The organism is Brucella sp. MAB-22 (assembly GCF_025908475.1).
In the GTDB taxonomy this organism is placed as follows: Bacteria; Pseudomonadota; Alphaproteobacteria; order Rhizobiales; family Rhizobiaceae; genus Brucella; species Brucella anthropi.
In genome coordinates this window covers 802,920-816,391 of the sequence record NZ_CP109781.1, presented here as the reverse complement: position 1 = coordinate 816,391, position 13,472 = coordinate 802,920, and the positions used below count along the sequence as shown (strand labels likewise).

Here is a 13,472-nt window from a genome sequence, read left to right as displayed (position 1 = left end):
TGCCTTTATGCGCCTTTGCGTAAGCTTGGCGGATGAGGTGGTGCAATCTGTTCCGGTTGAATGTTTCATACTGCTCCTGCCGCTCAACGAATTTGCAAGACAAGCAGTTTCGTCGAAAATATTGCAATCAATTCATAAGTCACTAATTGAGTATAGATTATGGATTGGCAACAGCCCTGAAGTTGTAATGAGCGCCGAGTTTTCTATATCTATATTTTTAGTTGATTTAGAGACTTCTTAAATAATAATAAATAAGAATGTGCTAGATATATATATTTGGTTATCATTAATAATGAGCGAGCGAGAGTTGTCTTGGAAAGCAAGCTTGCCGGAGTTCGAGCGTCTGGACTGCCGAAGCCTGCCGCTTGAATATGACGAGCTGATCCTTGTGCTCGAAGGCAGGCTATCGATTGAAACTGTATGAAACGCTGGAGGCGGGCATGTTCGATACGATCTGGTTGCCTGCCGGAACAGAACTCACCTATTTAGCCGAGAACGCGCTGGTATTTTACAGCCTTTATCCGTCCGACTGGGCGCAGCAGTTTGAAAGCAGACCATGAAGAAGATCGGATTACTTCCCCAAGATGACAAGACCAACGGCTGGAGCGCACTTCTGCCAGCACGGCAACCGAAGCCGTCATTGCGCGGTGATATTGTCGCCGATTTTGTTGTCATCGGTGCCGGATTTGCCGGACTTGGTGCTGCGCGTCGTCTTGCGGAGCTACGGCCAGATGCAAAGATTGTGATATTGGATGGCCAGCAACTTGGCGAAGGATCATCCGGGCGTAATTCCGGTTTTGCCATAGATCTCCCGCACAATGTCGGGTCATCTCTGGAGGAACTGGCGAAGGGGCATGCTTATCTGCGGTTGGCACGGGCAGGCATCGCTTCATTACGCGATAGCGTTACAACATATGGTATTGACTGCGACTGGAGTGAGGACGGCAAATATCATACGGCTTCGTCGGAGCGTGGCGCGAAAGAGATTCTGCAGCCGACGCTCGAGATGTTGAAGACGCTGAATGAGCCCTATGAATGGCTGGATGGCAAAGAAACGACGAAACGTCTGGGCACGTCGCATTTCGCGGCCTCGATCTATACGCCCGGTACGGTTCTGATCAATCCGGCTGCGCTCAATCGTGGGTTGGGCGACGCATTGCCAGAGAATGTGACACTCTTTGAACAGTCTCCGGTTCTGGAGGCGGATTTCGGTTCGAAAGTGCTTCTGCGGACTGCGGAAGGAACTGTTGCCGCTCCGAAAGCGATTGTGGCGGTTAACGGCTTTGCGATGCGCTTCGGTTTCTGGAAGGGACGACTTCTGAATTTTGCAGCCCATGCCAGTTTCACGAGACCTCTGACCGAAAAGGAACAAGGTATTTTCGGTAATATCGGGTCATGGGGCTCAACACCTGCCAACGCCTTTGCAGGCATTACGATGCGCTATACCAATGATCGCCGTATTCTCATCCGGCAGAACATTGAGTTCAGCCCCGGAATGCGCCAGTCGGATGCGCGCCGGGCTTCGGTTCGGCAGGATCACCAGCGTCTTTTTGACGAACGGTTTCCGATGCTTCGTGGCGTCGATGTCGAGCACACATGGACCGGCTATATCTGCCTTTCGCGCAATGGCGCGCCGGGTTTCGGCAAGGTCGCTCCAAATGTCTGGAGTGCCGTCTGTCAGAATGCAGTCGGTGTCGCCAAGGGCACGATCAGCGGAAGGCTGGCTGCCGAAATGGCATTGGGTGAGGATAATGGGCTGATCTCTGATATATTGAGCCTCGGCACGCCATCGGCTGTTCCGCCAAGACCGTTTCTCGATATCGGTGTTCGTGCAAGATTTGCCTATGAGCTCTATCGCAATCAGCACGAGGCATGATCGGGTTTCAACCGGCGCCAATTTTCCAGACTGCCGCGCCTGCAAGCATTCCGGCACCGGCTGCCGATAAGAGCAGCCGCTCGCCTGACTGAAAAGGCCGCGATTTTGATGCGAGCGATAGCGAAAGCGGGATCGTCGCCGCCGACGAGTTGCCGAACACGTCAATCGTTCTGGCGGCGATGGAAGCGGGCAGATGCAATTGATCGCACACCGTATCGATGATCCGTCCATTCGCCTGATGGGGAAAGAACCGGTTCACATCGGCGGCGGTAAGTTTTGCCTGTTCAAGCGCATCCATTGCGCAGTTTGTCATCATGCGAACGGCCTGCGTAAAGACGGCTTTTCCGTCCTGCATGGCTATACTCTTTTCACCGGCGGGAATGGAGATCAGGCCATAATTTCCGCCATCGGATATGAGCGCCGATCCACCAAGTCCTTCATGCGGATTGCTTGACGGTGCGAGCAGAACGGCTCCGGCAGCGTCCGCGAAGAGAATTGCCGTGTTGCGTTCCTCCATGCTGATGCGACGGCTCAATATATTGGCGGCGACGACCAGAACCGGCTTTCGGAAGTTTTTGACGAAGCCGTCGGCCAGCACAAGTGCATAGAGAAAACCTGAGCAAGCGCCCGCCAGATCGATCCCGCCGCAGTTTTCCAGCCCCAGCTTGTGCGCGAGAAGGGGCGCGGAAGGCGGCAGAAGATGATCGGGCGTCGATGTGGCGAGAATGACGAGCGCTACCGAATTATGCGGAAGACCGGCATCGTCGAGCGCCATTGTTCCAGCCTTCATTGCCATATCCGTCAGCGTTTCATCCGGCGCCGCCCAGCGTCGTTCGCGGATGCCGGTGCGTCTCTCGATCCAGCCAGCTTCAAGCCCAAAACGCTGCTCCAGTTCGGCATTTGCAACACGGCGGTCTGGCACATAATGACCGAAGCCCGCCATACGGCTCGAAATGCTCATCGCGCCCCGCCCCTTATCGTGTCCGCTGCCGCGTCGATCGCGTCATAGGCGAGGTCCAGATCAGCTGGCGTCACGCAATAGGGCGGCATTAGATAGATCACATTTCCGAGCGGGCGCAGAAGCACACCCCGTTCGCGGAAGAAGGCTTTCAGTTTCGGCCCCGCATCGGAGAGATAGCCGGTTTGTTCGACCGCGAGATCGAGGGCAGCAATGGTCCCTTGCTGGCGCAGATTGGTAAAACGAGGATCACCCTGAAAGCGTGAAAGTCGTTCGGAATGCCATTGACCGAGCGTCTTGATACGATCCGCAACGGGTTCTGTTTGCCAGACTTCGATATTGGCACATGCTGCCGCGCAGGCTATCGGATTGGCCGTATAGGAACTGGAATGAAAGAACGTGCGGCTGCGGTCTTTCGAAAAATGCGCATCGAAGATTTCAGCAGTACTGAGCGTCGCAGCCAACGGAAGAGCGCCGCCAGTAATACCTTTGGAAAGGCACAAAATATCTGGCGAGATGAATGCGTGTTCGCAGGCGAACATGGTGCCCGTGCGTCCCCATCCGGTCATCACTTCATCGGCGATGAGAAGTGTTCCGTGGAGCTGCGTAATCCGCCGGAATTCAGCCAGCAAATGCGCGGAATAGATTTTCATGCCGCCTGCACCCAGAACCAGCGGTTCAATCAGCAGGGCTGCAACCTCGCCATTGCGGCAGAAATGTTCCAGCGCATCAAGCGTTTCCTGCTCTCGCCCCGCCGACGGAAACGGAATGGTGTCGACCTGAAACAGCAAGGGTTCATAAGCGGCGTTGAACACGCCGCGCGCGCCGGTGGACATGGTGCCGATCGTATCGCCGTGATAACTATGCTCCATCACCACGATGCGTGAACGCGGTTCGTTTCTGTTGTGATAGAAGCCGAGCGCCATCTTGATCGCGACTTCGACCGCTGTGGAACCGCTGTCGGAATAGAACACATGGGCGAGGCCCTGCGGGGCGAGTTTGACCAGTTCTTGCGCCAGCCTTTCTGCCGGTTCGTGAGTGAACTCGGCAAAGATGATCTGATCAAACTGTTCCAATGCGTCCCGGATTGCCGCCATGATCTTTGGGTGGCGGTGCCCATGGGTAATCACCCACCATGACGATATGGCATCCAGCACGGAACAGCCGGTTTCATCCTGCAGATAGGCACCGTCAGTTTTGACGATCCTGCGGAAAGCCGGTTCGGTGGCGTGTTGGGTGAAAGGATGCCAGACGGGAGACGAATGCGCGGTCATTCGGAAGCTCCGCCAAAAATGTTTATGTCGAAATGCTCGCGAAAGGCTTGGCGGAGTGCGTCCGGATCAAGTTTCGCAAGGCGGGGCAGCCGCCCCAGTCTGCGCACGCCGCTCAGTTCCGGGATGATCTTCTCTGTATCCGGTTGATGATCGCCGACGAAGGCAATGCCGAGCACGGGAATATTGCGCCGGTTCAATGCCTCAAGCGAAAGCAATGTGTGATTGATGGTGCCGAGGCCGGTTCTTGCACAGAGGATGACTGGCTTCTGCCAGCGCGCAAAGACATCGATGAAAGTCGTGCGCCGCGTCAGCGGCACATGCAATCCGCCTGCGCCTTCAATCACCAGAGGCGCGTCGACCGATGGCACTTCGAGTGCATCCGCATCAATTTCCACTCCATCGATCTGTGCTGCAAGATGCGGCGAAGCAGGCGTGTTCAGGCGCCAGCTTTCCGGGATGATGTTCTGGTGTGAAAGCCCGGCAAGCTGGATAACCGTTTCGCTGTCGGTTGCTTCTTCCAGTCCCGACTGAACTGGCTTCCAGTAATAGGCACTGAGCGCACCCGCGAGAGCTGCAGAAAACACAGTCTTGCCGATACCCGTATCGGTGCCGGTGATGATGAAGGTGCGGTTCATATCATTTCCTCTACCATGATCGCGGCAAGGTGCTCGAACATGCGCGCTATCGTCGGTTCATCGACATTGAGCGTGATGGTGATGCGCAGTCGCGCCGTGCCGGCAGGCACTGTTGGCGGGCGGATGGCGCGTATGTCGAAGCCTTCTGCCTGCATGCGATGTGCAATGCGCAAGGTGCGGTCGGCATCGCCGATGATGAGCGGCAATATCTGTGTCCCGCTGCCGGGTCTGCCGAAGAGATTGGCGAATTGTGCATTGGCGACGTCGATAAGCCGGTGCAATTCGTGCCGACGGTGTTGTTCGGCGATCATGGTTTTCAGCGCAAGCCGCGTTGCGGACACTTGCAAGGGTGAGGGCGCGGTCGAATAGATGAATGGCCGTGCGCGATTGACGAGAAAATCGCGAAGGATTGGATTTGCCCCAACCAGCCCGCCGGCGCTGCCCATTGCTTTGCCGCAGGTATGTAGCGTGATGACGTTCTGCCGGCCTTCCAGTCTCGCAGAAAAGCCGCGTCCGTCCGGCCCGTGCACGCCCGTTGCATGGGCTTCGTCAATAAAAAGAAAAGCGTCGTGGCGGTCTGCTATCTCAATGAGGTCGGAAAGCGATGCGCAGTCGCCATCCATCGAATAGAGGCTTTCTACCACAATCCAGGGGGTGCCAATTCCTCCCTTCTCGCGCCATATGCGGATGGCTCTCTCGAATGCATCCGCATCGTTATGCGGAACGGAGACGATGTCGGCCTTTCCGGCCCGCATGCCTTCATGTGCGCTGGCATGGATCAGTTCGTCATAGACAATCAGATCGCGGCGTTGCGGCAAAGTCGAGAGAACTGCGAGGTTTGCCGCATAACCATTGCTGAAATAAAGCATCGACGGCGCGCGAAAACAGGAAGCAGCTTCAGCCTCCAGAAGCTCGTGTTCCGGGTGATTGCCGCGCAACAGCCGGGAGCCGCCAGACCCGGCGGCAAGGCCGTTTTCCAGCTCGGCAATCAAAGCATTGCGGATCGACGGTGATGCGGCAAGGCCCAGATAGTCGTTCGAACTGAAGTCTGCGCCCTTATTGCCCGAAAGCGTGCGCAGATGCCGCCGCCGCTCAAGGTTTTTCAGCTTGGCGGCGTAACGGGCCAATGGATTCGTTTTATGCATGGTTGTCCAGCGTATCGGCGGTCAGGCCAAGCCGCCTCATAAGGCTTGTGTCGCGGTCTTCGCCCGGATTGGCGGCGGTCAGCAGCGTGTCGCCGATAAAGATCGAATTGGCGCCTGCGAAAAAGCACAGAGCCTGCATTTCATCGCTCATCGAATTGCGCCCGGCTGTCAGCCGCACATGCGATTGCGGCATCATCAGGCGGGCAAGCGCGATAATGCGGACAAAGGCGATAGGATCGACGGGCGATGCGTTCTCCAGCCGCGATCCGGGCATCGGGATCAGCATATTGATTGGCACGCTTTCCGGTGGTGTCGGCAGATTTGCCAGCGTCACCAGCATATCGATGCGATCATCTTCGGTTTCTCCAAGGCCGAGAATGCCGCCGCTGCAAACCTTGATTCCGGCTTCACGAACATGGGCGAGTGTTTCCAGCCGATCATCGAAACTGCGCGTCGTGATGACCTGCGGATAAAACCGCTCCGACGTATCGATATTGTGGTTGTAATAATCAAGGCCCGCTTCCGCAAAGGTCTGCGCCTGATCCGGGCTCAACATGCCAAGCGTCATGCAGGTTTCCAGGCCGAGCGCCTTCACCTGTTTGACCATTTCCACGATTGCCGGTTCGTCGCGCGGCTTCGGGCTGCGCCAGGCGGCACCCATGCAATAGCGGGTTGCGCCGCTATCCTTCGCCCTCTGCGCTTCTTCCAGAACCGTATCCAGGCTCATCAGTTTCGAGGCTTTCAGACCCGAGGCATGATGTGCCGACTGGCTGCAATAACCACAATCTTCGGGGCAGCCGCCCGTCTTGATGTTGAGTAGTTTGCTGAGTTGAACGCGGTTCGGGTCGAAATTGGCGCGATGAACGCTCTGTGCCTCGAAAAGCAGATCGTTGAATGGAAGATCGTAGAGCAGGCGCGCGCTTGCGAGCGTCCATGCGCCTTCATTCGATTTGGGCGCTGTTTTCTCAACGCCTCCGGGGATCGATTGCACCGTGTCGAGCATGCTTTCTCCATTTTATCTATAAAAACAGAAAGAATCTATGAAATATAGATTATTCGCATGTATGCTGGCGACTCAAGTGAAATTATTATAGATAAAAAAGGCGTGTTAAATGACGCACTGCATTGTGACTGCGCCAGAACGAAAAACGCCGCGATCAACGGATCACGGCGCTATAAAATCAGTGGGGCAGAGAAGTCAGCAAAAGCCTGTTGCAGCGCAGGCGGCTATCCGTCTGAGGGTTCGAGCTGCGTTTCAAGACGTTCTTGACGGAGGCGATGACGTCCCAAAGGCAGCATGATGGGGCGACCGGAGGTCGGGTCGGTCATGATGCGGCTTTCCAAATGAAAGACATCGCGGACATTTTGTTCCGTCAGCACTTCGTCAGGCGTCCCGGTTACGTGTAGCTGTCCGTTAGCCATTGCGACCAGAAAATCTGCATAGCGGGCAGCAAGATTGAGATCGTGCAGAACCATGACGATTGTGGTTCCGCGCTCCCGGTTGAGGTCGGTGAGGAGGTCCAGAACCTCAACCTGGTGACTGATGTCGAGAAAGGTCGTCGGCTCGTCCAACAGGAGGATGTCGGTCTGCTGCGCCAGTGCCATCGCAATCCACACGCGCTGGCGCTGGCCGCCGGAAAGTTCGTCTACCGGTCTGTCAGCCAGTTCGGTTGTCCTAGTTGCTTCAAGTGCCGCTGCGATTGCTTCGTCATCGGCCCGCGTCCATTGCGAGAAAACGCCGTGATAGGGGTTTCGACCTCGGCTGACGAGATCGGCGACCAATATGCCTTCTGGCGCCACCGGCGATTGCGGCAGCAGACCGAGCGTCTGCGCCAGTTGCCGGGAGGGGAGGGTGTGGATCGACTTGCCGTCAAGCAGCACCTGCCCGTGGCGCGGGACCAGAAGCCGTGACATGGTGCGCAGCAAGGTAGACTTCCCACAGGCATTCGCTCCGACTATCGCGGTCACCTTGCCGGAGGGGATTTCAAGATCGAGACCGTCCAGCACAAGCCTGTCACCATAGCCGGTGGTCAGCTCACGCACGATGAGAGTGTGATCGGTCATAGGGATGCCCCGCTGCGATTGGCACGTATGATAAGGTAGATGAGATAGGGAGCGCCCAGAGCTCCGGTGACGACGCCAACCGGATAGCGGCCCGGCAGCAGGAATTGTCCGCAATAGTCGCCAGCGAGAACAAGTATGGCTCCGATCAGCGCAGACGGGACGAGCAGGGAACCGTTACTGCCGATGATGCGTGCTGCAATGGGGCCGGACAGAAAGGCGACGAAGGCGATGGGGCCTGAGACGGCTGTGGCGAAGGCTATCATACCGACGGCGGCAATGATGATGACGATCCGGGTTCGCCCGACATTGGTTCCCAATGCTGCAGCGCTGTCGTCGCCCAGCCGCAATGCTTCGAGATCGCGAGACCGGCTCAAAAGCAAACCGCCTAAAACGATCAGGGCGATCAGAAGCGGAAGCATCTGGTCCAGCCTTGCGCCGTTGACGCTGCCGGTGAGCCAACGCATGGCTTCCTGCAAGCTCCATGCCGGCGCGCTCGACAGAATATAGGCGATGAAGCTTTCGAGCATCGCCGAAACGCCAATGCCGACAAGGATAAGACGGGTTCCGGCAATCCCGTTCCTGAAGGAAAGTCCATAGACGGCAAGCGCTACGGCAAGCCCAGCCACAACGGCAAAGATCGAAACAATGGGGCCGCTCAGCGAGAGCACAACGATTGCAAAAACAGCTGCAGCACTTGCACCGGAACTGATGCCGATAATGTCGGGGCTTGCGAGCGAATTGCGCAGCATAAGCTGGAATGCGACGCCGCCGAGGCCGAAGCTCAGCCCTGCCAATACGGACAGGACGGCGCGCGGCAGGCGCAACTTCCCGACCGTGAAGCTTGCGCCTTGAACATCTTCGCCCAGAAGCACCCGCACAACATCTTTCGGCGGGGTGAAAGATTGGCCCAGCATCAAAGTGAGGAGGAAGAGGGCGACGAGAATGACCAGAAGAAGGCCGATCACAAGATTGCGCTTGCGGGTGCGGCTGCGACGGTTTCGGGCGATGAGATCAGCGGTGGCATGCAGCATGGTTACAACTCGCGAACCCGTTGGCGTCTGACGATCCAGATGAAGAACGGCGCACCGATCAGGGCGGTGACGATCCCGACATCGAGTTCGGCAGGACGGGCAATGAGGCGTCCGACAATATCGGCAACAAGCAGGAGACAGGCTCCGCTGAGGGCCGAGAACGGTAACAGCCAGCGGTGATCCACGCCTACCAGCAGGCGGCAGAGATGCGGCACAACCAGACCCACAAAGCCGATGGGACCGCAGATGGCGGTGGTTGCGCCACACAGCAGAATTGCACCGAACGCCGCAACAGCGCGTGCGACGGCAACCTTTTCTCCCAACCCGGCGGCAAGTTCGTCGCCGAGTGCGAGCGAGTTCAGTTTGCGCGCCGATAGAAGGCTGACAATGAAACCGGCGGCGAGAAACGGCAGCACATAAGAGAGCCGGTCGAAAGTTGCACCGCCAACGCCGCCGATCTGCCAGGCGCGAATGCCACCGGCAATGTCGTTGCGAGGCAGCACGACGGCGATAACCAACGAGGAAAATGCCACCGACGTGGCTGCACCGGCCAGCGCGAGCTTGAGCGGTGTCGCGCCGCCACGGTCAAGCGATCCGACCATATAGACGAAGACGGCGGCACAACCGGCACCGAATATGGCTGCCCAGATATAAGCCGATGCGGAAACGATGTTGAACCATGCAACACCGATGACGACAGCAAGCGATGCGCCCATATTGATGCCCAGAATGCCGGGGTCCGCCAGCGGATTGCGGGTGATGCCTTGCATGATCGCGCCCGCCAGTCCGAGTGCCGCACCGGCGAGAACCGCCAGCAAGGTGCGCGGAATGCGCATGGCGACAGCGGCCTGTCCGACGGTGTCCATATGGCCGCGCAGGGCCGCGACAATGTCAGACCACGGCACTTCACGCGTGCCGAGCGACACGGATAGAACGCAGAGGATCACGAGAAGAAGGACGACGGCGCCGAGCCAGCCGGTCCTTGCTTTGTTGGACCGATATATAGTGATCGGCTGGCTTGAGCGCCGGACGCGGGCGAAAGTCATTTTGCTTTATCGTCCGCGCCGGCGAGAAGGGCGACATAGTCCTTCAGTACCCAGGAAATGGAAAGCGGCGTGGGATTGGCAGCGGTCCCGAGCGGATTTCTGCCCAGCATGACCACTGCATTGTTTTCGACCACTGGCATTCTGGCGAGAAGCGGATTGTGTTTCATGGCATCCAGCAATTCCTGACTGCCATAGGTCACGACGATGTCCACGTCATCGAACATGTCGACGCGCTCGGCACTGATGGAGCCAGAGAACTGGCCCGGCTTGGAGGCGTCGACCACGCTTTTGGGGGAGTTCAGGCCAAGGTCCTTGAAAAATCTCACCCGCGTATCGTTGGTGGTGTAGAAATTGACCGTGCTCAGGTCTGTCGTGTCGAGATGCGTGACGAACATGGCCGACTTGTCCTTCAGGTGCGGATACTGGCTGACCGTCTCGGCAATCTCGCCTTCGATCTTTGTGATCAGCGCTTCACCTTCTTCCGCCATGCCCATGCCGGCGCTGTTGAGGCGGATCATGTCGCGCCAGTCGGTTGACCAGGGCGCTTCGGGATAGGCAACGACGGGGGCGATCTGGCTGAGTGTCTCGTAGTCGGACCGGCTCAGGCCGGAATAGGATGCGAGGATGACGTCGGGCTGCGTTTCGGCCACGGCCTCGAAATCGATCCCGTCGCCCTCATCGAAGAGCACGGGCGTATCAGCGTCGAGTTCCCTCAACTTTGCGGCCACCCAAGGCAAGAGACCATCATTGTCCTCATCACCGAAATTGGCTCGCGCAAACCCAACGGGAACCACGCCGAGTGCAAGGGGAACCTCATGGTTCGCCCAGGCAACGGTGACAATCCGCGTCGGCTTTTTCTCTATCGTGGTTGTTCCGAAAGCATGTTTTATAACAATCGGGTAGGCTGTTTTCTCATCAGCTTGAACCCCTTGCGGCGCGATGATCGCCAAGCAGGACAGGGCAACGAAAACGAGAGAGCGAATGGACCACGTCATCCGGCGCATTCTCCTTGTGTATAAAGTGGCCTTTCAGTCTCAAGTTAAGCTCATCGCGTCAAGGCCGAAGCTCGCACCTTGATAAAGCTGTTGCGAATTAACCGTGATTTCCTACAAAAAAGCAGTTTTCTACAATACTGGACAAAGCTTCTCAAGTTAGTGGCGATCCGGGGACAATTTCAGTTTCTTGATTGCTTCGACGATCGGGCTCATCCGGTCGTTGATCGCAACGCTGGTCGATGTCTCCACACTTTGAAAACCGTCGCCGAAAGCGATCGCCGCAAACTGCATATCGGACCTGACCATGGACATTGAAAAGACCGCTGAGATGAAGAAAACCACCCAGGTTCGCTACCGCAGGGCAATTCTTCTGGGGTGCACGGCGCTTGTCGTTTCCATGCCGGGTCTGGCTTTGGCGCAGCAGGCGACGACAACGGAAGCGCCGACGGTGCTCAAGACCATTACTGTTGATGGGACTGGCGGGCGCGACGACGATTCCAAGTCGATTGTCGCGACGAGAACCACCGGCGGCGGCAAGATGGCGACGGATATCATGGATACGGCAGCGTCCGTATCGGTGATCACCGCCAAGGAAATACAGGAGCGCAACGCCCAGACCGTCGAACAGGTGCTGCAATATACGGCAGGCGTTTCCACCAATTTTTACGGGTCGGATGACCGGTTCGACTTTTTCCAGATCCGCGGCTTCGATGCTAACACCTATCGCGATGGGCTGTCCCTCGGCCGTCCTTTTGGCGGCATACGCGAAGAACCCTATGCGTTTGAACGGATTGAAGTTCTGAAAGGCGCGAGTTCCACGGCTTTCGGTGTTTCCGATCCGGGTGGCATGGTCAATTATGTGACCAAGCGCCCGAAGCGTGAGCGCTTCGGCGAAGCCTATGTCACGGGCGGCTCGTTCAATCACAAGGAAGTCGGCTTCGATTTCGGTGATAATCTGACCGGCGACGAAACGCTGTCCTATCGCCTAACCGGCAAATTCAAGGATTCCGACGCCGAATATGATTATTCGCGCGATGATGAAAAGTTCATCATGGGCGGGCTGACGTGGCGTCCGAGCGATGCGACCAATCTGACGGTGATCTTCGATCATCTTCACCGCAATGGCGTGCCCGGAAGCGGTGGTCATCCGGTCGGCACTAATTTCAACAGAAGCCGCTTTTTCGGCGAGCCGGATTTCAACTATCGCGGCACCGACAGAAATACTGTCAGCGCCATGTTCGATCATGATTTCGGCAATGGTTTGAGCATGAGCGCCAACGGGCGTTACAGCAAGCAGGACACCGATTTCGGCTATGCCTATATTGCGTCCACACCGACCGATGGTTCCACGATTGCCAAGCGCGACTTCTTCGGCAATGAAGCTTCAGCCGAGAACTTCGTGGGCGATGCGAACCTGAAATATGAGACAAGCTTTGACCGGTTCGAAAGCCGGACGATGGCGGGCGTCGAATACAATAATTATTCGGCCACCAACAAGACGCTCTGGGGCCCGGCACCGAGCATCGACTGGACCAATCCTGTCTTTACCGGTGCTCCGGTCAATCTGCCTCTTATCGGCAGCACGTCAACCAAGCAGAAAACCAAGGCGATCTACTTTCAGCAGGATCTGACATTCGCGGAAAAGCTGATCGCCAGTGTGGGTCTGCGCAATGACTGGCTCGACCTGTCTCAGACGAACAATCTCAGCAACAGGACGACAGATGGCGATCTGAGCGAATTCACCAGCCGCTTCGGCCTCACCTATCGGGTGACGGATGAATGGGCGGTCTATACGAGCTATGCTGAATCGGTCGCTCCTCCGGCCATCGGCGTCGATCCCGAGCGCGGCGAACAGATCGAAGTCGGCGTGAAATACCAGCCAACTGCATTTCCGGCCCTGTTCACCGCGTCCGTTTATGATCTGACCAAGAACAATATCTCGGTCAACAATCCTATCACGCTTCAGCCATCCACGATTGGCGAGGTTCGCGTTCGCGGCATCGATCTGGAAGCCAAGGCCGAGCTGACGAACAATCTCAACCTGATCGCGGCCTATTCCTATATGGACCCGGAGATCGTAGAGAACGGTACCGGTGGCAATGAGGGCAACCGCCCGCAATTTGTTTCTAAGCACCTCGCTTCGCTTTGGGCGAACTACAAGATCGAGGGCAGTGGTCGTCGCGGCGACATGACAATCGGTGTCGGCGGTCGTTATATTGGTGCGTATTACTTCACGCCAGCCAATACGTCGGGCACCAGCGGCAATGTCGTGTTCGATGCCGCATTCACCTACGAGTTCCTCGATAATTCAGCGCTGCAGGTCAATGTCAGCAATCTGTTCGACAAGAAATACGTCGCCTATGGCGGTTTCGGAGCGGATTTCTACAATCCCGGTCGCGAGATCACGGCAACGCTTCGCCGCACCTGGTAGGATGAGCAGCTCCGCCG

General features: G+C 57.0%; 12 protein-coding genes. 2 read left to right on the top strand and 10 right to left on the bottom strand.

Features of this window, described 5'->3' with window-relative positions:
- Nucleotides 1-556: 556 nt before the first annotated feature.
- Complete coding sequence (locus OHI65_RS03705; RefSeq protein WP_125300850.1) at nucleotides 557-1,876, top strand: NAD(P)/FAD-dependent oxidoreductase; 1,320 nt, start codon at nucleotides 557-559, stop codon at nucleotides 1,874-1,876.
- A gap of 7 nt (nucleotides 1,877-1,883) precedes the next feature.
- Here the strand turns inward: OHI65_RS03705 and OHI65_RS03700 are convergent, their stop codons facing one another.
- The 10 genes from OHI65_RS03700 to OHI65_RS03655 all read right to left on the bottom strand — a co-directional run bounded on the left by OHI65_RS03700 (nucleotide 1,884) and on the right by OHI65_RS03655 (nucleotide 11,336).
- A complete protein-coding gene (locus OHI65_RS03700; RefSeq protein WP_125300849.1) occupies nucleotides 1,884-2,837 on the bottom strand; it encodes a beta-ketoacyl-ACP synthase III in 954 nt (317 codons plus the stop codon).
- Entirely contained in the window at nucleotides 2,834-4,108 is a 1,275-nt protein-coding gene (locus tag OHI65_RS03695; protein WP_125300848.1) for an adenosylmethionine--8-amino-7-oxononanoate transaminase, read from the bottom strand. The genes OHI65_RS03700 and OHI65_RS03695 overlap by 4 nt, the downstream gene beginning before the upstream one ends.
- Nucleotides 4,105-4,743, bottom strand: a complete 639-nt coding sequence (gene bioD, locus OHI65_RS03690) for a dethiobiotin synthase (protein ID WP_125300847.1) — start codon at nucleotides 4,741-4,743, stop codon at nucleotides 4,105-4,107. The genes OHI65_RS03695 and bioD overlap by 4 nt, the downstream gene beginning before the upstream one ends.
- Nucleotides 4,740-5,888 carry an 8-amino-7-oxononanoate synthase gene (locus OHI65_RS03685; RefSeq protein ID WP_125300846.1) on the bottom strand — a complete coding sequence of 383 codons (1,149 nt, stop codon included), beginning with the start codon at nucleotides 5,886-5,888 and terminating at the stop codon, nucleotides 4,740-4,742. The genes bioD and OHI65_RS03685 overlap by 4 nt, the downstream gene beginning before the upstream one ends.
- Nucleotides 5,881-6,891: a biotin synthase BioB gene (gene bioB / locus OHI65_RS03680; protein ID WP_125300845.1), complete on the bottom strand. Its 1,011-nt coding sequence runs from the start codon at nucleotides 6,889-6,891 to the stop codon at nucleotides 5,881-5,883. The genes OHI65_RS03685 and bioB overlap by 8 nt, the downstream gene beginning before the upstream one ends.
- Nucleotides 6,892-7,115: 224 nt before the next feature.
- A complete protein-coding gene (locus tag OHI65_RS03675) occupies nucleotides 7,116-7,952 on the bottom strand; it encodes an ABC transporter ATP-binding protein (protein ID WP_011982574.1) in 837 nt (278 codons plus the stop codon).
- The gene (locus tag OHI65_RS03670) at nucleotides 7,949-8,983 is read right to left on the bottom strand and encodes a FecCD family ABC transporter permease (RefSeq protein WP_011982575.1); all 1,035 of its coding nucleotides are present in this window, start codon (nucleotides 8,981-8,983) and stop codon (nucleotides 7,949-7,951) included. Before OHI65_RS03670 ends, OHI65_RS03675 begins: the two co-directional genes overlap by 4 nt.
- Nucleotides 8,984-8,985: 2 nt before the next feature.
- Entirely contained in the window at nucleotides 8,986-10,029 is a 1,044-nt protein-coding gene (locus tag OHI65_RS03665) for a FecCD family ABC transporter permease (RefSeq protein ID WP_125300844.1), read from the bottom strand.
- The gene (locus OHI65_RS03660; protein ID WP_125300843.1) at nucleotides 10,026-11,024 is read right to left on the bottom strand and encodes an iron-siderophore ABC transporter substrate-binding protein; all 999 of its coding nucleotides are present in this window, start codon (nucleotides 11,022-11,024) and stop codon (nucleotides 10,026-10,028) included. Before OHI65_RS03660 ends, OHI65_RS03665 begins: the two co-directional genes overlap by 4 nt.
- Before the next feature lie 156 nt (nucleotides 11,025-11,180).
- The gene (locus OHI65_RS03655; protein ID WP_158304333.1) at nucleotides 11,181-11,336 is read right to left on the bottom strand and encodes a hypothetical protein; all 156 of its coding nucleotides are present in this window, start codon (nucleotides 11,334-11,336) and stop codon (nucleotides 11,181-11,183) included.
- On the opposite strand from OHI65_RS03655, the gene OHI65_RS03650 reads away from it, so the two are divergent.
- Entirely contained in the window at nucleotides 11,329-13,455 is a 2,127-nt protein-coding gene (locus OHI65_RS03650) for a TonB-dependent siderophore receptor (protein ID WP_125300842.1), read from the top strand. The two genes, OHI65_RS03655 and OHI65_RS03650, sit on opposite strands and share 8 nt — an antisense overlap.
- The last annotated feature ends 17 nt before the right edge of the window (nucleotides 13,456-13,472 follow it).